The organism is Streptomyces sp. NBC_01669, assembly GCF_026339735.1.
GTDB classification, from domain to species: Bacteria; Actinomycetota; Actinomycetes; order Streptomycetales; family Streptomycetaceae; genus Streptomyces; species Streptomyces yanii.
In genome coordinates this window covers 6021384-6040505 of record NZ_JAPEQG010000001.1, presented here as the reverse complement: position 1 = coordinate 6040505, position 19122 = coordinate 6021384, and the positions used below count along the sequence as shown (strand labels likewise).

At 69.0% G+C, this 19122-nt stretch carries 16 protein-coding genes and 2 tRNA genes; 6 read left to right on the top strand and 12 right to left on the bottom strand.

From position 1 onward, the window contains the following. Window positions 1-137: 137 nt before the first annotated feature. Complete coding sequence (locus OG972_RS27085) at window positions 138-1190, top strand: hypothetical protein (RefSeq protein WP_266985685.1); 1053 nt, start codon at window positions 138-140, stop codon at window positions 1188-1190. 78 nt (window positions 1191-1268) lie between these two features. Here OG972_RS27085 and clpX read toward each other — a convergent pair whose 3' ends face one another. From clpX to OG972_RS27060, 5 genes are all read right to left on the bottom strand, one after another. Next, a complete protein-coding gene (gene clpX, locus OG972_RS27080) occupies window positions 1269-2567 on the bottom strand; it encodes an ATP-dependent Clp protease ATP-binding subunit ClpX (protein ID WP_030921263.1) in 1299 nt (432 codons plus the stop codon). A gap of 157 nt (window positions 2568-2724) precedes the next feature. Continuing rightward, window positions 2725-3417, bottom strand: coding sequence for an ATP-dependent Clp protease proteolytic subunit (locus OG972_RS27075; RefSeq protein WP_266985683.1), 693 nt, complete (start codon window positions 3415-3417; stop codon window positions 2725-2727). A 51-nt stretch (window positions 3418-3468) separates the two neighbouring features. Further along, the gene (locus OG972_RS27070) at window positions 3469-4074 is read right to left on the bottom strand and encodes an ATP-dependent Clp protease proteolytic subunit (RefSeq protein ID WP_266990733.1); all 606 of its coding nucleotides are present in this window, start codon (window positions 4072-4074) and stop codon (window positions 3469-3471) included. 298 nt (window positions 4075-4372) lie between these two features. Then, window positions 4373-5767 (bottom strand): trigger factor, encoded by a 1395-nt coding sequence (tig, locus tag OG972_RS27065; RefSeq protein ID WP_266985681.1) that lies wholly within the window; start codon window positions 5765-5767, stop codon window positions 4373-4375. Window positions 5768-5917: 150 nt separating this feature from the next. Beyond that, window positions 5918-5994, bottom strand: a tRNA-Pro gene (locus OG972_RS27060). Window positions 5995-6158: 164 nt separating this feature from the next. Here OG972_RS27060 and OG972_RS27055 point away from each other — a divergent pair. Beyond that, window positions 6159-6232, top strand: a tRNA-Gly gene (locus OG972_RS27055). A gap of 88 nt (window positions 6233-6320) precedes the next feature. On the opposite strand, the gene OG972_RS27050 is transcribed toward OG972_RS27055, so the two are convergent. Further along, window positions 6321-6515 carry a hypothetical protein gene (locus OG972_RS27050; protein WP_037698756.1) on the bottom strand — a complete coding sequence of 65 codons (195 nt, stop codon included), beginning with the start codon at window positions 6513-6515 and terminating at the stop codon, window positions 6321-6323. Window positions 6516-6995: 480 nt separating this feature from the next. Between OG972_RS27050 and OG972_RS27045 the strand changes: the two genes are divergently transcribed. After that, complete coding sequence (locus OG972_RS27045) at window positions 6996-8150, top strand: acyltransferase family protein (RefSeq protein ID WP_266985679.1); 1155 nt, start codon at window positions 6996-6998, stop codon at window positions 8148-8150. A 5-nt stretch (window positions 8151-8155) separates the two neighbouring features. Here OG972_RS27045 and OG972_RS27040 read toward each other — a convergent pair whose 3' ends face one another. Genes OG972_RS27040 through OG972_RS27030 form a run of 3 tightly spaced genes read right to left on the bottom strand, consistent with a single transcriptional unit; the run spans window position 8156 to window position 11910 of the window. Beyond that, window positions 8156-8662: an HD domain-containing protein gene (locus OG972_RS27040; protein WP_266985677.1), complete on the bottom strand. Its 507-nt coding sequence runs from the start codon at window positions 8660-8662 to the stop codon at window positions 8156-8158. 9 nt (window positions 8663-8671) lie between these two features. Next, window positions 8672-11155 (bottom strand): FtsX-like permease family protein, encoded by a 2484-nt coding sequence (locus tag OG972_RS27035; RefSeq protein ID WP_266985675.1) that lies wholly within the window; start codon window positions 11153-11155, stop codon window positions 8672-8674. Further along, window positions 11155-11910, bottom strand: coding sequence for an ABC transporter ATP-binding protein (locus OG972_RS27030; RefSeq protein ID WP_266990731.1), 756 nt, complete (start codon window positions 11908-11910; stop codon window positions 11155-11157). Before OG972_RS27030 ends, OG972_RS27035 begins: the two co-directional genes overlap by 1 nt. A 317-nt stretch (window positions 11911-12227) precedes the next feature. Between OG972_RS27030 and OG972_RS27025 the strand changes: the two genes are divergently transcribed. Continuing rightward, complete coding sequence (locus tag OG972_RS27025; protein ID WP_266985673.1) at window positions 12228-13364, top strand: cation:proton antiporter; 1137 nt, start codon at window positions 12228-12230, stop codon at window positions 13362-13364. Between the two features lie 126 nt (window positions 13365-13490). Here the strand turns inward: OG972_RS27025 and OG972_RS27020 are convergent, their stop codons facing one another. Next, window positions 13491-14636, bottom strand: coding sequence for a PP2C family protein-serine/threonine phosphatase (locus OG972_RS27020; RefSeq protein WP_266985671.1), 1146 nt, complete (start codon window positions 14634-14636; stop codon window positions 13491-13493). A 105-nt stretch (window positions 14637-14741) separates the two neighbouring features. Between OG972_RS27020 and OG972_RS27015 the strand changes: the two genes are divergently transcribed. Beyond that, on the top strand, window positions 14742-15974 hold the full coding sequence (locus OG972_RS27015; RefSeq protein WP_266985669.1) for a GNAT family N-acetyltransferase: 1233 nt from the start codon (window positions 14742-14744) through the stop codon (window positions 15972-15974). Window positions 15975-15981: 7 nt separating this feature from the next. Here the strand turns inward: OG972_RS27015 and OG972_RS27010 are convergent, their stop codons facing one another. Further along, the gene (locus OG972_RS27010; RefSeq protein ID WP_266985668.1) at window positions 15982-16791 is read right to left on the bottom strand and encodes an Fpg/Nei family DNA glycosylase; all 810 of its coding nucleotides are present in this window, start codon (window positions 16789-16791) and stop codon (window positions 15982-15984) included. 77 nt (window positions 16792-16868) lie between these two features. Further along, window positions 16869-17357: a ribose-5-phosphate isomerase gene (locus OG972_RS27005; RefSeq protein ID WP_266985667.1), complete on the bottom strand. Its 489-nt coding sequence runs from the start codon at window positions 17355-17357 to the stop codon at window positions 16869-16871. 236 nt (window positions 17358-17593) lie between these two features. Here OG972_RS27005 and OG972_RS27000 point away from each other — a divergent pair, with 236 nt between their 5' ends. Continuing rightward, window positions 17594-19057, top strand: a complete 1464-nt coding sequence (locus OG972_RS27000) for an amino acid permease (protein WP_266985666.1) — start codon at window positions 17594-17596, stop codon at window positions 19055-19057. Window positions 19058-19122 lie beyond the last annotated feature (65 nt).

The window sequence follows — 19122 nt, the reverse complement described above, 5'->3', positions numbered from 1 at the left end:
GGACAGTTTAGGGCCGTCACAGTCGTGCACTGAAACCGGTTTGTTCAGTAACGGTGTGACTCCCGGCGATCCATGCGGGTGGACCTTCCGTCAGGATGTTCGGAACGCATAAGCATGACGAACAGGGGACACCGCAGATGAGCTACAACCAGCCGGGCCCGTACGGCGGGCAGCCTCCGCAGGGCCAGCCCGGACCGTACGGCGGTCAGCCGCCGCAAGGCCAGCCCGGCCTGTACGGCCAGCAGCCCGGCCCGTACGGCCAGCAGCCCGGCCCGTACGGCCAGCAGCCGGGCCCGTACGGCGGCCAGCAGCCGCAGGGCGGCCAGCCGGGTTACGGGTATCCGCAGCAGGCCCCCCAGGGTGTTCCGCAGCAGCCCCAGCCGGGCTACGGCTACCCGCAGGCCCAGCAGCCGGGCCCGTACGGCCAGCAGCCCCAGCCCCCTTACGGCCAGGCGCCGTACGGCGGCCAGGTCCCGATGCCTCCGGCCCCTCCGAAGAAGAAGACGGGCCTGATCATCGGCGGCGTCGTCGTGGCACTGGCGGTCATCGCGGGCGGGGCGTACTTCCTGACGTCGGGCGGTGCCAGCAACAGCGACGTCGCGGACAGCACGAAGGGCTACAAGCTGACGCCGGCCGCTTCTGTCGGCGAGTACAAGAAGGATTCGACGGGATCGATTCCCTCGACGCCGTTGACCGGCGAGTCCAAGACGAAGGCCGAAGCGATGGGGATCAAGAATCCCCAGCAGACGGTGGCCCAGTACAGCGCGGGCTCCAAGGATAATGAGCTCAGCATCAAGGGCCTCACGCTCCAGGGCTTTTGGGGTGATGTCACCGATCCCGCGAAGGTCATCGACAATTCGTTCACGAACACCGAGAACGACATGAAGAAGAACAACACGGGTATGGAGTACTCCCTCATCGGCAGTCCCAAGGCCGTGACTCCGGCCGGATTCAAAGGGGCGCTGATGAAGTGCCAGGACATCAAGGTGACCAACAGCAAGGGCGCCGGAACCGCCAAGGGCGGTCCCAAGGAGTTCATAATTCCCTCCTGCGTGTGGGCCGACTACAGCACGGTCGGCGCGGTGAGCGCCGTCGACGTTGCGCTCACCATGGCCGGCAAGGGTATGTCCCAGGACGACGTGGCCGCCCTGGCCGCCAAGCTCTACAACACGTCCCGCACCAAGATCTGAGCACTCGGTACAGCGGAAGGGGCGCCCGGCCAGTGACTGGCCGGGCGCCCCTTCGTGTACGTCGTGCTACCGCGACCGCTACGCGGACTTCTCGTGGCGGCCGCCGTCGTTCTTGCCGATCGTGCGCGGCTCGCGCGGGACCAGCGTCGGGTTGACGTTGTTGCGGACCACGTCCGCCGTGATGACGACGCGGGCCACGTCCTTGCGGGACGGCACCTCGTACATCACGGACTGGAGGACCTCCTCCATGATGGCGCGCAGACCGCGCGCGCCGGTGCCGCGCAGGATCGCCTGGTCGGCGATGGCCTCCAGCGCCGGGCGGTCGAAGTCCAGCTCCACACCGTCGAGTTCGAAGAGGCGCTGGTACTGCTTCACCAGCGCGTTGCGCGGCTCGACGAGGATCTGCAGCAGCGCCTCGCGGTCCAGGTTGTGCACCGAAGTCAGCACGGGGAGGCGGCCGATGAACTCGGGGATCATCCCGAACTTCACCAGGTCCTCCGGCATGACCTCCTGGAACTGGTCGCTTGCCTCGATCTCGCGCTTGGAACGGATCGTCGCACCGAAGCCGATGCCCTTGGCGCCTGCCCGCGATTCGATGATCCGCTCCAGACCGGCAAAGGCACCGCCCACGATGAACAGCACGTTCGTCGTGTCGATCTGGATGAACTCCTGGTGCGGGTGCTTCCTGCCGCCCTGCGGCGGTACGGAGGCGGTGGTGCCCTCCAGGATCTTCAGCAGGGCCTGCTGGACGCCCTCGCCGGAGACATCACGGGTGATCGACGGGTTCTCGCTCTTGCGGGCGACCTTGTCGATCTCGTCGATGTAGATGATCCCGGTCTCGGCCTTCTTGACGTCGTAGTCCGCGGCCTGGATCAGCTTCAGCAGAATGTTCTCGACGTCCTCGCCGACATAGCCGGCCTCCGTCAGCGCCGTCGCGTCGGCGATGGCGAACGGAACGTTGAGCATGCGGGCCAGCGTCTGCGCAAGGAGCGTCTTGCCGGAGCCCGTGGGGCCCAGCAGCAGAATGTTGGACTTGGCCAGCTCGATGGCGTCGTCGCGGCCCTGCGCGCCGCCGTTCTCGCCCGCCTGGACCCGCTTGTAGTGGTTGTACACAGCGACCGAGAGGGCCTTCTTCGCGGGCTCCTGCCCGACGACGTACCCCTCGAGGAACTCGTAGATCTCGCGCGGCTTGGGGAGTTCCTCCCACCGCACCTCGGAGGTCTCCGCGAGCTCCTCCTCGATGATCTCGTTGCAGAGATCGATGCACTCGTCGCAGATGTACACACCGGGTCCCGCAATGAGCTTCTTCACCTGCTTCTGGCTCTTTCCGCAGAACGAGCACTTGAGCAGGTCGCCGCCATCACCGATGCGTGCCACGAGGTGCTTCCCCTTCGCCTGGGAGCAGCTTGGTGCAGCGGCTCCTGGTGCCTCTATCCGACGGTACCTTGCCTGGCCCCCCGTTCGGGCCCCCCTTGGCACGGTTCACACGGCCACGACCGTGTGAAACCACCGCGCCAAGGGGTAAAGGCCGACGTCAGGCCATCGCTCCGGCCGCACTCTTGCGAGTGGAGACGATCTGGTCGACGAGACCGTAGGCGAGGGCGTCCTCGGCGGTCAGGATCTTGTCGCGCTCGATGTCGTCGCGGATCTTCTCCAGCGGCGTGGTGGAGTGCTTGGCCAGCATCTCCTCCAGCTGGGTGCGCATCCGCAGGATCTCGTTGGCCGCGATCTCCAGGTCGGAGAGCTGCTCACGGCCGGTCTGCGAGGACGGCTGGTGGATCAGCACACGGGCGTTGGGCAGAGCCATGCGCTTGCCGGGCGTGCCGGCGGCGAGCAGGACCGCGGCGGCGGAGGCCGCCTGGCCCATGCAGACCGTCTGGATGTCCGGCTTCACGAACTGCATCGTGTCGTAGATCGCGGTGAGCGCGGTGAACGAGCCGCCGGGGCTGTTGATGTAGATCGAGATGTCACGGTCCGGGTCCATCGACTCCAGGCACAGCAGCTGCGCCATGACGTCGTTGGCGGACGCGTCGTCGATCTGCACGCCGAGGAAGATCACGCGCTCCTCGAAGAGCTTCGCATACGGGTCGTACTCCCGCACACCCTGCGAGGTGCGCTCCACGAAGCGCGGAACGATGTAGCGGTTGTCCACCTGCGGGCCGGTGTAGAGGCCGCTGGCGGATGCGCCGGGGAGGCCGGGGTAGTTGCTCATGTCGGTGTTCACCATCCTGGTGGCGTTCTGAGGGCTGAGGGCTGTGGGCTGGGCGGGCAGAGGGGCTCAGGCCCCGGTGCCGCCGCCGCCCGGAACGCCCGATGCGGCGGAGATGATCTCGTCGATCAGCCCGTACTCCACGGCCTCCTCCGCCGTGTACCAGCGGTCGCGGTCGCCGTCGCGGATGATCGTCTCCACGGTCTGACCGGAGTGACGGGCGGTGATCTCCGCCATCCGCTGCTTCGTACGGAGCAGGTACTGCGCCTGGATCTTGATGTCCGAGGCGGTACCGCCGAGGCCGGCCGAACCCTGGTGCATGAGGATGTCGGTGTTCGGGAGCGCGAAGCGCTTGCCCGCGGTGCCACCGGTCAGCAGGAACTGGCCCATCGAGGCAGCCATGCCCATACCGATGGTGACCACGTCGTTCGGGATGTACTGCATGGTGTCGTAGACCGCCATGCCTGCCGTCACCGAGCCGCCGGGGCTGTTGATGTAGAGGTAGATGTCCTTGTCGGGTTCGGCGGCAAGGAGAAGCAGCTGCGCCGTGATCCTGTTGGCGATGTCATCGTCGACCTGCTGACCGAGGAAGATGATGCGCTCGCCGAGCAGTCGGCTGTAGACCTGGTCGCCGAGGCCACCACCGAGGGACGGCTCTCCGGCGACGTAAGGCATCAGATTCGTCACGTATCCACCTGCTCGTCTCTGACGGCTCCGGCCGTCTCAGCGTCTTCGTACCGGGCGGGCGGGGACTCCCCTGCCCTTCCTATTCATGGACCCTAACGCGCAGGTAGGACAACGCCATCCCGCTTCCGCAACTGTTCGCTGGGAGCGCAAGCTGGGCAGTGCGCACAAGGGTTCTGCGGCACCAGGCGGGGATCTCGGGGCCGGCTGCGCGGGACTCTGCCGCGAGACGACGACGGGCTCCGGACGCTCAGCGTCCGGAGCCCGTCGCACGGGTTCAGCGCGAGGCTCAGGCCTCGTTCTTCTCCTCGGCAGCGGCCTCGGTGGTGCCCTCGGCGGCCTCGACCGTCTCGATGGCCTCCTCGAGCTCCTCCTCGTCCTCCAGCTCGACGACCTCACCGTTGGTGTCGACGACCTTGGCGGCCTCGACGACCACAGCCAGCGCCTTGCCGCGGGCGACCTCGCCGACGAGCATCGGCACCTGACCGCCCTCGACGACGGCCTGGGCGAACTGGTCGGGGCTCATACCGGAGGAAGCAGCGCGCCGCATGAGGTGCTCGGTGAGCTCCTCCTGGTTGACGTTCAGCTTCTCCTTGTTGACGAGCTCGTCAAGGATGAACTGGGTCTTGATGCCCTTGATGGCCTGCTCGGAGGTCTCGGCGTCGAACTCCTCGACCGTCTTGCCCTGGATCTCCAGGTACTTCTCCAGGGTCAGACCCATCTGGCCGAGCTGGTGGTGCTCCAGGTTGTGCTTGCGGGTCTGGATCTCGTCCGCGAGCAGCTTCTCGGGGATCGGGACCTCGGCGAGCTTCAGCAGCTCCTCGAGGACGCGCTCCTGGGCCTGGGTGGCCTGGTCGTACTGCTTGGTGTTCTCCAGGCGCGTACGGCTGTCCGCCTTGAGCTCGTCGAGCGTGTCGAACTCGCTCGCCATCTGGGCGAACTCGTCGTCCAGCTCCGGAAGCTCACGGGCGGCGACCGCGGTGACCTTGACGGTGACCTCGGCCTCCTTGCCCTCGGCCGAGCCGCCCTTCAGCTCGGAGGTGAAGGTGGCCTCGCCACCCGCCTCCAGGCCCGTGACAGCAGCGTCGATGCCGTCGAGGAGCTCACCGGAACCGATGGTGTACGAGACACCCTCGGCCACGCCGTCCTCCAGGACCTCGCCGTCGACCTTGGCCTGCAGGTCGATCGTGACGACGTCGCCCTCGGCGGCGGCACGCTCGACCGGGTTGGTGGAGGCGAAGCGCTCGCGGAGCTGCTCGACGGCCTTCTCGACCTCTTCGTCGGTGACCTCGAGGGCGTCCACGGTGACCTCGATGCCGGAGTAGTCCGGGATCTCGATCGCGGGGCGCACGTCGACCTCGGCGGTGAAGGCCAGCAGCTCGCCGTCCTTCAGCTCGGTGATGTCGACCTCGGGCTGGCCCAGGACGTTGAGCTCACCCTCGTTGACAGCCTCGGTGTAGAACTTCGGGAGGGCGTCGTTGACGGCCTCCTCCAGCACAGCACCACGGCCGAACCGCTGGTCGATGACCCGGTTGGGGATCTTGCCCTTACGGAAGCCCTTCACCGTGACCTGCTGGTTGATCTTCTTGTACGCCGCGTCGAGGCTGTCCTTGAGCTCCTCGAAGGGCACCTCGATGCTGAGCCGAACCCGAGTCGGGTTCAGGGTCTCCACGGCGCTCTTCACGGTTCGGTCTCCTTGGTGGCTGACTTCTTGGGGTTCTGCTCGGCCACCGGACAGCGGCTCCGCGGATCGAGCCCGGTACATCAGACACACGGGCACGCATTTTGCATAGTAACGGCAAGGGGGATGACTCCCACAATGCGATCTTGCTGGTGGTCGGGGTGGCCGGATTCGAACCGACGACCTTCCGCTCCCAAAGCGGACGCGCTACCAAGCTGCGCCACACCCCGTCGGTGCGACACGTAGGGTACATGCCGACAGGCGGTGCACAGGCTCTTTTCGGGGGCGGCGCGGATCGCGGCACCCGGCGCCGCAACCATGTGTGCGCAGACCGTCCGCGACCCGCTACGATGCTCTTCGTGCCGCGGTCCTCGTGACCTGCGGTGCGGCGTTCGCGGGCGTAGCTCAATGGTAGAGCCCTAGTCTTCCAAACTAGCTACGCGGGTTCGATTCCCGTCGCCCGCTCCATGCCACTCAGGGCCAGGCCGGAGGACATCCTCCGACCTGGCCCTGATGCGTTCGGGAACCCGCCACTACGGGGCCGGCCGACGGCGCGTCAGAAGGAGATGTTGCTGATCGTCTCCGCTATCGAGTTCATGAACCTGTTGATCGACGGCGCCATGCCGGTCGATGCCAGGAAGAAGCCGAAGAGCACCGCGACGACCGCGGGTCCGGCCTTGATGGAGCCGCTGCGGATCAGGACCACCAGGATGATCGCCAACATCAGCACCACAGACAGTGAAATGGCCACGACTGATCACACCCTTGGTCGGTCCGCCTTGCCGGCCCGGAGGCGTGCATCCCGGCACTCCTCCGTTACGTCCATCGTGCCACCAACTCCCCCATGGTTGCTGCCAGGTGACGCATCGGACTGTCCGGATCTCGCCATCCTCACGCCCCGCGTGCGCGAGGGGCGCACAACCCTCACGGCGCACCTGCCGGCGCTCCGCCGGAACCGTCCCGGGGCCGCACCGGGGTCGCGCCAGGCCCGGTTCAAATGGTGCATGGCTGTGATGATTTCCATATCCACACACATCATTCACATGTATTTCGCCGACTTGATGCGATGAAATTCACTCCCCTCAATCGCCTGCCAATATGCACCGTTTAAGGCGGATCAATCAGGTCATAGCGGGCATTTTTCGGGTGGTTTCACTTTCGAATGGGCGGGAACACGCGATATCCGATGGCCGTTTTACGAATTGCATTCGAGACGTCTAAGGTGCTTTGGATGTTCCACGCTCCGAACGTATTTCAGAGGGACCCGATCTCCCCGGCGACCCGGGAGTCGGAGCCCAGACCGGACGGAGGCAGGACCACCACCGCGACAGCCCCCGCACCGGTGGCGAACAAGCCTCCTGCGGCCGAGCCCGCGAAGCGGCGTGACGCCTACTTCGACAACGTCAAATACCTGGCGATCGTGCTGGTCGCCGTGGCGCACTCATGGGAACCCGTGATGGACGGGAGCCGGACCACCCGTGCGCTGTACATGGTTGCGTACACCTTTCACATGCCGGCCTTCATCATCGTCTCCGGCTATTTCTCCCGCTCGTTCGACCTGAGCGCCAAGAAGGTGAAGCGCCTGGTCACCGGCGTCGCCGTGCCCTATGTGGTCTTCGAGACGGCGTACTCGCTCTTCAAGCGGTACGCGGACGACTCGCCGGACCATCCGATCAGCCTGCTCGACCCCTGGTATCTCACCTGGTTCCTGTGCGCGCTGTTCATCTGGCGGATCACCACGCCCCTGTGGCAGGCGCTGCGCCATCCGATGCCCGTCGCGCTCGTCATCGCCGTACTCGCCTCGTTCTCCCCCACGATCGGCGACGATCTCGATCTCCAGCGGGTCCTGCAGTTCCTGCCGTTCTTCGTGCTCGGTCTCCAACTGAAGCCCGAACACTTCCAGTTGGTGCGCCGACGTGAGGTGCGACTGCTGGCGCTGCCGCTGTTCGCGGGGGCGATCGTGTTCGCGTACTGGGCGGCGCCGCGGATGCAGTTGGGCTGGTTCTACCGCAGCAACAGCGCCCCGGAGATGGGTGCTCCGTGGTGGTCGGGTGCGGTGATGACGCTGGCGATGTTCGGCTGTGCGCTGCTGCTCACCATCGGGTTCCTGGCCTGGGTGCCGCGCCGCCGCATGTGGTTCACGGTGCTGGGCGCCGGAACGATCTGCGGCTATCTGCTGCACGGGTTCCTGATCAAGGGCGTCGGCTACGCCGGGGTGTTCGACCGGTACACGTGGCTCGCCGAGCCGGCCGGCCTGGTCCTCGTCTCCCTGGCCGCGGCCGCCGCGGTGACGCTGATGTGTACGCCACCCGTACGGCGGGTGCTGCGTTTCGCAACCGAACCGGACATGCACTGGGCCTTCCGGCGGGACGCCGCCAGGCTCTGAGTGGATCAGTCGCCCGCGGTGTTGGCCGGATCCGGACGGTCGGCGGGCGGTTCGCCAGGGGTGAGCCCGAGAAGCGCGCGTACCTGCGCGTATTTCGCGGTCAGCCGGGTACGCGTCGCCGGGTCCAGTACCGCGAGGCGGTCCGGATCGGCGTTGTGCGCGAGGTCGGACTCCTTGATCAGCAGGGCGCCCGGGGTGGCGAGGATGCGCCGGGTGTACGAAGCGAGGTCCTCGCCGTCCCGTTTGGTGACGGCGAGGACCATGTCCTTGACCTGTTGCGGCAGGGCCGCGCGGGCCAGCCACTCCTCGGACAGCACCTCGTCCTCGACGGCGTCGTGCAGCCAGGCCGCCGCGATCTGTTCGTCGCTGCCGCCCCTCGCCCGTACGCCCTCCGCGACGGCGGCGAGGTGTTCGGCGTACGGGCGTCCGGCCTTGTCCTTCTGATCCGCGTGGGCCGTGCGCGCGATCGCCTCGACTTCGGCCAGGGTCGGATTGCTGCGGGATGCGGGCATGGGCCGACTCTACGGACGTGCGGCCATCCGGCGCAGGACGGCACGGGCCGGAAGCGTGGCGGCGGCGAGGCCGAGAGCGACGGTCGCGGCGACGAACGACCCGTACAGCGCCGGTGGGATGTACGGGGCTTCGCCCGTCAGGCCCTTCATCATCGGGTTGAGCGTGGCCAGCGCGATCCCTGTGCCGAGTGCGATTCCGGCCACCGTGACGAGCAGCGCCTCCCAGCGGATCATGCCCATGACCTGGCGGCGGGTGGAACCCACGAGGCGGAGCATGCCGAGTTCGCGGCGGCGGTCGAGGACGGTCATGACCAGCGTGTTGACGGCGGCGACTGCGGCGAATCCGCCGAGGACGGCGGCCATGGTGGTGTTGGCCCAGGCGTTGAGCTCACGGTCCTGGCTCCGCGCGGCGGCGTAGCCGGACGCGTCGGTGACGGTGCCGAGCGCGGTGAGCTTCTGCGCGGCGGCCGGGGTGGACCGTACGAGGACGTCGGAGGCGTACGGCGAGGTGACATGGGTCCGCAGGTCGGCGGCGGGCAGGGTGACGAGCGAGACACCGAGGCCGCGGCCGTAGACGGCGACGATCTGCGGGGATGCTCCCGTGCCGTCCGGCAGCCGCAGCGCGAGCCGGTCGCCGGTGGCGAGATGCGCCGATACGGCGAGTGTGGTGTCGATGGCGACCGTGCCGGGGCGCAGTCCGGTGAGCGATCCGGTACGGACGTCGAGGTCCTGGACCTCGGTGAGGTCGCGCCCTGATCCGATGACGCCCTGGGCGGACGCGCTCTGCAGCCACCGTTCGCCGCCGCTGCCCGCGGGGACCAGGACGGAGGCGCGGAGCAGTCCGACGGCCGTGGAGACGCCGGGCGTGGCGGCGGCGCGGGCGGTCGCGTCGGAGGCGAGCCCCGCCGGCGCGGAGACGATGTGGTCGGCGATGATGCCGTCGCGCTGCTGGTGTGCGGTCACGCGTTCCTCGCTGGTGTGCATGAAGACGAGAGTCGAGGCGAAGGCCATGGCGAGCACGATCGGGGTGATCGCGGAGGCCAGCCGACGGGAGTTCGTACGGGAGTTGGCGGCGGCCAGCGAACCGGATGCCCCTGCGGCACGCAGCGGGAGACCGAGGACGGCGGCGCAGAGGCGGGCGAGCAGTGGGCCGAGCAGTCCGACCGCGAGCATGAAGAGCATGACGACACCGAGTGCGGCGTTGGCCGCGTCCTCCCCGGTCTCGGAGGCGGCGACGCCCGCGAAGACCGCACCGCCGATGAGGGCGGCGATGCCGAGCGGTGTACGGATCCAGCCGAACGGGGGGCGTTCCACGGCGGACTGGGCGAGGGCGAGGCCCGGCTTGGTCTTCGAGGGCCGGCGGGCGGCGGCGTATCCGGCGCACAGCGCGGTGACCATGGTGACGGCAGTGGCGACGGTGAGCGGCAGCCAGGAGGTGTGCAGGCCGACGGCGTCCGGGACGGCGCCCTTCGCCCGGAGTTGACCGAACCACCAGTGGGCCAGGGCGAATCCGGGCAGGCAGCCGAGGGCTCCGGCGAGCGGGGCGACCAGCAGCGACTCGGTGGCGATGGTGCGGCGCAGTTGGCGCGGGGTGGCGCCGATGGCGCGCAGCAGGGCGAATTCGCGGCTGCGCTGGCCGACGGAGAGGGCGACGGTGCCCGCTGCGGTGAACACGGCGACCATGGCGGCGACCCCGCCGAAGGAACCGCCGAGTCCGATGAGGAGCTCCTTGGCTCCGGCCAGCCCGGTGTCCTCTGCGGCGCCGCGGTCGTCACCGGTGTGCACCTGGGCGGCCGCGGTGCGGCCGACGGCCCGGGTGACCTGGTCGGCGAGGGTGGCGGTGGGGGTACCGGGGGCGGCGAGCACGGCGATGGCGTCGACGCGGCCGGGGTGTCCTGAGAGGGCGACGGCCTGCTGATCGGTGAACCAGGCAGTGCCTGCCGCGCCGTCGGTCGTGCCCGAGATGCGGAAGTCCCGTATGCCTGCCGGGGTGTCCAGGGCGATACGGTCTCCGACGCGGCCCTGGGCGCCGGCGGGAACGACGACGTCGCCGGCTTCCGGTGCGTCGCCGGTGAGCAGCCGTGTCCCGGTGAGGGCGGCGGATCCCCAGCCGTGTGCGGTCAGTGGTGTGCGGTCCCGGTGTACGGGAAAGGTGACGTCCCCGATCGCGGTTGCCGCGCCCGGGACCGAGGCTGCCTTCCGTACCAGGGTTTCGGGCAGCCGTGCGGTGTCGGGGAGCGGGGTCGCCGCGTCGTATGCGTCCTCGCCGCTGCCGGCCCTCAGATGTGCCTGCTGGTCCGCGGCGACGAGCACCGGCGCCTTCGCATAGCGCTCGGCGGGTACGGAGGCACGGATTCCGGTCTCCAGGAGGATGCCGCAGGCGGAGACGATCGCCGCTGCCATCAGGAGCGCGACAAACGTCCCCACGAACGAGGAGGGCTTGAAGCGGATGGCCGCGCGGGCAAGACCGTTCGGGAGGTGCGGAGCGAACATCAGGCTGCTGCTCCCGCGTGGGCGGGGGCCGTCAGTGCGGTCATCCGGGCGGCGATCTGCTCGGCGCGGGCACGCGGCAGGCTGTCCGCGATCGAACCGTCGGCGAGGAACAGCACACGGTCGGCGTAGGCGGCGGCCGCGGGGTCGTGGGTGACCATCACGACGGTCGCGCCGAGGCTGTCCACCGCGTGTCGCAGCAGGACGAGGATCTCGGCCGCGGTCGTGGTGTCCAGCGCGCCGGTCGGTTCGTCGGCGAAGACCACGTCGGGGCGGGTGACCAGGGCGCGGGCGATGGCGACGCGCTGCTGCTGACCGCCGGAGAGCTGGCCGGGGCGGCGGTTCCCCTTGTCGCCGAGCCCGACCCGGCCGAGCATCTCGGCGGCTTCGCGGCGGCTGCGGGCGGAGCCGGTGCGCTGCCCGGCGAGCCTCATCGGCAGGACGACGTTCTGCTCGACGGTCAGCGACGGGAGCAGGTTGAACGCCTGGAAGACGAAGCCGAGGCGGGTACGGCGCAGCTCGGTGAGCTTGTTCTCGCTCATGCCGGTGATCTCGGTGCCGCCGAGGCGTACGGAACCCTCGGTGGGGCGGTCGAGCCCGGCCGCACACTGCAGGAAGGTCGACTTGCCGGAGCCGGAGGGGCCCATCACGGCGGTGAACGTGGCGCGCGGCAGGGCGAGGTCGATGCCACGCAGGGCGTGGACGGCGGATGCGCCGCGACCGTACTGCCGGCGGACACCGCGCAGTTCGACGGCCATGTCCGAGGAGCCGTGCCCCTCGTCGGTGTGCGCCGTGTGCTGCCCGTCCTGCGCGCCCTGTCCGGTGCGTCGCAGTCCCATGGTGTCCGCCTTCCGTAGCCCTTCGCGAGCGGGTGTCGCTCGGTGCCTCCGAACCTACGGAACACGGGTGGGCCAAGGACATGGCGGCTGCTGGCGGATCAGGGGTGGGGCAAACCCCACCGAGGCGCTCCGGTCCGCCCGGAGTCGTTCGGTAAACTAATTACTGACGATTTCTTGACGTTCTCTTGACCTACTGAAGGATCAGGCTCATCGGACACGCAGACACGCTCATCGCCATGGGCGGCGCCTTCCTCGCCGCCGCTGTTCTCGCCCGGGTCGGCGGCCGGATCGGCCTCCCGACCATTCCCCTGTTCATCCTGGCCGGGATCCTGCTCGGCCCGCACACCCCCGGCATCGTCCTCGTCGCCGACCCGCACGACCTGGAGATGCTCTCCGCACTCGGGCTCGTGCTGCTGCTCTTCTACCTCGGCCTCGAATTCCACCTCGACGACCTCAAAGCGGGCGGGCGCAAGATGGCGCTGGCCGGAGGCACGTATCTCGCGCTGAACGTGGGCGCCGGGCTCGGCTTCGGCTTCGCGCTCGGCTGGGGTACGTCGGAGGCACTCGTCCTCGCCGGGGTGCTCGGCATATCGTCGTCGGCCATCGTCACCAAGGTCCTGGTGGACCTGGGGCGCATCGGCAACCCGGAGACCAAGCCGATCCTCGGCATCATCGTCGTCGAGGACGTCTTCCTCGCCCTCTATCTGGCCGCTCTCCAGCCCATCCTCTCCGGCGCCGACGACCTCGCCGCGGCGGTGGTCGACGGCGGCAAGGCGTTCGGTTTCCTGTTGCTGCTCGCCCTGGTGGCCCGTTTCGGCACGAAGGCCATCGGCAAGGTGATCAACACCGGCGACGACGAACTGCTCGTCATCTCGTTCCTCGGCGCCGCGGTCTTCGTGGCGGGTGTCTCGGAGTGGTTCGGGGTCGCGGACGCGATCGGCGCGTTCATGGTCGGCCTGATGCTCGGCAGCACCACGTCGGGCGCCCGCATCCTCAAACTCGTCCACCCGTTGCGGGACGCCTTCGGCGCGATCTTCTTCTTCGCGTTCGGACTCTCGATCAACCCGGGCGATCTGCCGAACGTGCTCTGGCCGGTGCTGGCCGCCGCCGCGGTGACGCTCGCCATGAACGTGTTCGCAGGGATGGCCACCGCCAAGGTGTACGCCTTCGGCCCGAAGGCCACCGCGAACATCTCCACCACGCTGCTGGCCCGCGGCGAGTTCGCGCTCATCCTCGCCACGATGGCCGCGGGCGCGGGGCTGGACGAACGGCTCTCCCCGTTCATCGCCGGCTATGTCCTGGTTCTCGCCGTCCTCGCGCCACTGGCCGCCGGGCGGTCCCACTGGCTGGCCCGGATCCTGCCGGGGTCCTGAGCGGGACAGGCGCTCTCCGGGTGCGGACCTCCGTGTCCCGCACCCGGAGAGCGGCCGTTGCCCCACGTTCGGGTGGCGGGCCGACTTCCCTTGACGGAAGCCCGGTTCGGAACGGTGACAAACGGTTCAGTGGCGGCGGGACAGGAGCAGCAGCGCCCGGTCGTCGTTGACATCCTTCGCACAGGCCTCGATCAGATGCCAGGCCGCGCCTTCGAAGCCGGTGACGACATAGCGGTCCGCCTCGCCGGTCAGCCGGTCGATACCCTCCACGATGTCCCGGTCAGACGCCTCCACCAGGCCGTCCGTGAACAGCATCAGGACGTCGCCAGGGGCAAGCGAACCCTTCACCGCGTCGAACTGTGCCCCGTCGTACACCCCGAGCAGCGGGCCCTCCGCGGCCATCTCCTCCCAGTGACCGCTTCCCGCGTGCAGCTGCAGGGCGGGCGGGTGGCCCGCGGAGAGGAGCTCGTAGTCACCCGATTCGAGGTCCAGCACCAGGTGGATCGAGGTGGCGAAGCCCTCGTCCCAGTCCTGGCGGAGCAGATAGCCGTTGGCCGCGGGCAGGAAGCCGTGCGGCGGCAGTGAGCCGAGGAGACCGCCGAAGGCACCGGACAGCAGCAGGGCGCGGGACCCCGCGTCCATGCCTTTGCCGGACACATCGGTGAGGACGACCTCCAGGGTGCGGCCGCCATTGGTGCGGGCCGCGACGACGAAGTCGCCGGAGAACGACTGGCCACCCGCGGGGCGCAGCGCCATCTCCCGGTGCCAGCCCTGCGGCAGGCGTGGCAGGGCGCTCTGCACCCGGATGCGTTCGCGCAGGTCGAAGAGCATGGTGCCGCCTCGCCGCCAGGGCACTCCGACCCTGGCCCGGAACTGGGCGACGATCAGACCGAAGAAGCCGCAGGCCGCGACAACCAGGACGGTGCCCGGGGTGACCCGGGCCGCCCCCTGTCCGTACGGGCCGAGCGCGATGGACTCCACGATCAGGGCCGCGGCAGCGGTCGCGTACAGCCCCAGCAGACTGGCCGGCCGCAGCAGCAGACCGCCCGCGACGATCGGCAGCACGAGCGCGGCCGGGGCGCACCACACCGCGTTCAGCAGCGTGCCGCAGGTGATCGCCGGGATGGTGAGCAGCAGTCCGGCCAGAGCGATCCAGTCGGAGCCGTCACCCCGGAAGTAGTCGACCCCGGATTTGCGCAGCGCGATGCGCGCCCGGTGCGCCGATTTCCGCAATCGGGCCGGGTACGAGTCTGCTCTTGCGCGACGGGCCATTGCGGGGACCTTATCCACCCGGGCGCCTCCGGTGCAGGGGGACCCCTGTGACAATGCGTTCGAAATCGGGTCGCCTGTCTGCCGTACCCCTGGTAGGGATGGCCCATGACTACTGAGCTTCGCGTACTGCAGCCGTCCGAATGGAACGAATGGTTCGAGTGTCTGGAGCTGGCGTTCGGCGGGGACCCGGAGACTCCCGAGGAACGCGAGCTGTTCGAGCAGCTGACCGAGCCCGAGCGGTCGCTCGGCATCTGGGACGGTGACGACGTGGTCGGCACGGCGGGGGCGTTCAGCTTCCGGGTCGCAGTGCCGGGCGGGGCGCTGGTGCCCGCCGCCGCGATCACGATGGTGAGCGTCGCCTCCACGCACCGCAGGCGCGGGCTGCTGACCTCGATGATGCGCCGCCAGCTGGACGACATCCGCGCGCTGGGCGAGCCGTTCGCCGTACTGACGGCCTCGGAACCGGTGATCTACGGCCGGTTCGGCTACGGCGCCGCCTCGCGACAGATGTCCCTGACGATCGAGAAGGACCGGATCCGGCTGGACGTGCCGCCGGGCACGGACGAGGTGCGGCTGCGCCACGCGAAGCCGGACGAGGCGATGGCGGCGTGCGAGAGCGTGTACGAGCAGCTGGTCTCCGGCCGTCCCGGCGTCCCGGCCCACGCGCCCGGCTGGGAGCGCAAGCCCATGGTCGACCCGGTCGCCCACCGGCAGGGCTCCTCGGCGCAGCAGTGTGTACTGGCGGAGCGGGACGGGAAGATCGTCGGCAATGTGACGTACCACATCAAGCCGGAGTGGGAGCCGGCCGGCCCCAAGGGCACCGTCGTGGTCAACGACCTGGCCGCACTGGACCCGGCGGCGTACGCGGCGCTGTGGCGGTTCGTCTTCGAGATCGACCTGATGACGACGGTCGTGGCCCGGAACCGGCCGGTCGACGACGCGGTGCTGCACCTGGTGTCGGACGTGCGGCGGTGCAACATCCGGGTCCGCGATTCACTCCATGTGCGTCTGGTGGAGCTGGGAGCGGCGCTGGAGGCCCGGACGTACCGGGGCCCGCTGGACGTGGTGTTCGAGGTGGAGGACGCGTTCTGCCCCTGGAACGCGGGGCGTTGGCGGCTCACGGCCGACGCGAAGGGCGCCGCGTCGTGCCGGCGCACCGACGACCCAGCCGATCTCGCGCTCTCGGTACGGGAGTTGGGCTCCGCGTATCTGGGCGGCGAGTCGCTGAGCTCGCTGGCTCTGGCCGGGCGGGTACGGGAGCTGCAGGCGGGCGCGCTGGCGGAGGCGTCGTCGGCGTTCTTGTCGGACACGGCCCCGTGGCTGCCCCGGGGGTTCTAGGGGCTCTCTAGGCCTTCTGGCACCCCGGGCACCAGAAGAGGTTGCGGGCGGCGAGATCGGCGGTGCGGATCTCGCCGCCACAGATGTGGCATGCCTGCCGGGCCCTGCGGTACACGTACACCTCGCCCCCGTGGTCGTCCACTCGCGGCGCGCGGCCCATCGCCTCGGGAAGGTGCTCGGGGCGGACCGTGTCGATGCGGTTGTTCCGCACCCCCTCGCGCATCAGCATCACCAGGTCGTCCCAGATCGCGTCCCACTCCGCACGGGTGAGGTCCTTGCCCGGCCGGTACGGGTCGATGCCGTGGCGGAAGAGGACCTCGGCGCGGTAGACGTTGCCGACGCCCGCGATGACCTTCTGGTCCATGAGCAGGGCGGCGACGCTGATGCGGCTGCGCGAGATCCGCTGCCAGGCGCGTTCGCCGTCCTCGTCGGTCCGTAGCGGGTCCGGGCCCAGCCGGTCGTGTATCGCGCGCTTCTCGGGTTCCGTGATCAGGGCGCAGGTGGTCGGACCGCGCAGATCCGCGTGGTGTTCGTCGTTGGCCAGGCGCAGGCGGACCGTGTCGGTGGGCGGCGGTACCGGTGAGGTACCGAAGCGGAGCTTGCCGAACAGTCCCAGGTGGATGTGGACCCAGCCGAAGTCCTCGAATCCGAGGAACAGGTGCTTGCCGTGCGCGTCGACGCCGGTGAACGCACGGCCGTCGAGGAGCGCCGCGCTGTCCGAGAACCTGCCCTGCGGGCTGCTCACCCGCACCGGCCCGCCCAGGAACCGGTCGCGGTGGTCCGCGGCCAGGCGGTGGATCGTGTGTCCCTCGGGCACGGTGGTGGCTCTCCTCGGTCGGGTGGGGAAATGGCTGTGCCGCCGGGCGGGCCGGCGGCACGGGGTGTGTGGGGCGGTCAGCCCTGCTGCGGGTGGTGGGCGGGGATCGGGGGAAGCTCGCCCGTCGTCTCGTACGCCGTCAGCATCTCAATACGACGGGTGTGACGCTCCTCGCCGGAGTACGGCGTGGCGAGGAAGATCTCGACGAACTTCGTCGACTCCTCCACCGTGTGCATCCGGCCACCGATGGCCACCACGTTGGCGTTGTTGTGCTCGCGGCCGAGCGCGGCGGTCTGCTCGCTCCAGGCGAGTGCGGCGCGCACGCCCTTCACCTTGTTGGCGGCGATCTGCTCGCCGTTGCCGGAGCCGCCGATCACGATGCCGAGGCTGCCCGCGTCCGCGGCCGTCCTCTCGGCGGCGCGGAGGCAGAACGGCGGGTAGTCGTCCTGGGCGTCGTAGATGTGGGGGCCACAGTCGACGGCTTCGTGGCCATGGGCCGTGAGCCACTCGACGAGGTGGTTCTTGAGTTCGAAGCCGGCATGGTCTGAGCCGAGGTACACGCGCATGTTCCGAGTGTGGCATGCGCGGCGCGGGGTAGCCGTCATCGGGGTCGGGACCCTCCGGGCCGGCCGGAGCCGCGGAGCCCTCGTGCGGGGTGTGTGGGAAATGCCACTCAACGATCCGGAAGAGGGGGTTCCGCTTCCAGGGTTCCGCAGGCTTCAATGCTGAGACTCCGCCGCCACGCCACCGTGCAGCGGCACAGCCACGGAGCTGAGTGATCCAGAACGTAAGGATTCGATCCATGACGCAGACGACTCTGGCAGGGTCGGGCCACCAGCCCGGCGAGCCGGACCGGGCGGACAAGCCGGGCTCCTCCGACGGGCTCCAGGCCGGTCTCAAGAATCGTCACCTCTCGATGATCGCCATCGGCGGGGTGATCGGCGCCGGCCTCTTCGTGGGCTCCGGCGCCGGTATCGCCGCCGCGGGACCCGCCATCCTGCTGTCGTACGCACTGGTCGGCCTCATGGTCGTCTTCGTGATGCGGATGCTCGGCGAGATGGCCGCGGCCCGTCCGAGCTCGGGCTCCTTCTCCGCATACGCCGACCAGGCCCTCGGCCGCTGGGCCGGATTCTCGATCGGCTGGCTGTACTGGTTCTTCTGGGTCGTGGTGCTCGCCGTCGAAGCCACGGCGGGTGCCAAGATCCTGGAGGGCTGGGTGCCGGGCGTCCCGCAGTGGGCGTGGGCGCTGATCGTCATGGTCGTGCTCACCGCGACGAACCTGGTCTCGGTCGGTTCGTACGGGGAGTTCGAGTTCTGGTTCGCCGGAATCAAGGTCGTGGCGATCGCCGCGTTCGTCGTCGTCGGTCTGCTCGCCGTCTTCGGGGTGCTGCCCGGCTCGGACAACCCCGGCTCGGGGCTCGCGCATCTCACGGACAGCGGCGGGTTCTTCCCCAAGGGGCCGGGAGCCATCCTCACCGGTGTGCTGATGGTCGTCTTCTCGTTCATGGGCAGCGAGATCGTGACGCTGGCGGCCGGCGAGTCGGAGAACCCGCAGCGCGCCGTCCAGAAGGCCACCAACAGCGTGATCTGGCGGATCGCCGTCTTCTACCTGGGCTCGATCTTCATCGTGCTGACGCTGCTGCCGTGGAACGACGCGTCGATCCTCAAGGACGGCAGCTATGTCGCCGCACTGAACTCGATCGGCATCCCGCACGCCGGCCAGGTGATGGACGTCATCGTGCTGACGGCCGTGCTGTCCTGCCTCAACTCCGGCCTCTACACGGCCTCGCGGATGGCGTTCTCGCTCGGCGGCCGCGGTGACGCGCCGAAGGCGTTCGCCCGGACGAACAAGCGGGGCGTGCCGCAGGCGGCCATCCTGTCCTCCGTCGTCTTCGGCTTCGTCGCCGTGTTCTTCAACTACCAGTGGCCGGACACCGTCTTCCAGTTCCTGCTGAACTCGTCCGGTGCGGTCGCCCTGTTCGTCTGGCTGGTCATCTGCTTCACCCAGCTGCGCATGCGGGGCATCATCCTGCGCGAGTCGCCGGAGAAGCTGGTCGTACGGATGTGGCTCTTCCCGTATCTGACCTGGGCGACCATCGCGATGATCTCGTTCGTGCTGGTCTACATGCTGACCGACGACAGCGGCCGTGAGCAGGTGCTGCTCTCGCTGCTCGTCGCGGCGGTCGTGGTGGCGATCTCGCTGGTACGTGAGGTCCGGCAGCGCAAGAGCGGAGCGGTCACGGCGGACGCGTCCGCCGACGCCTGACCGGGCCCGTCCATACCTGACGGCCGATGTCAGGTATACCGGGGAGGCTCTCTCCTGCCGCAGTT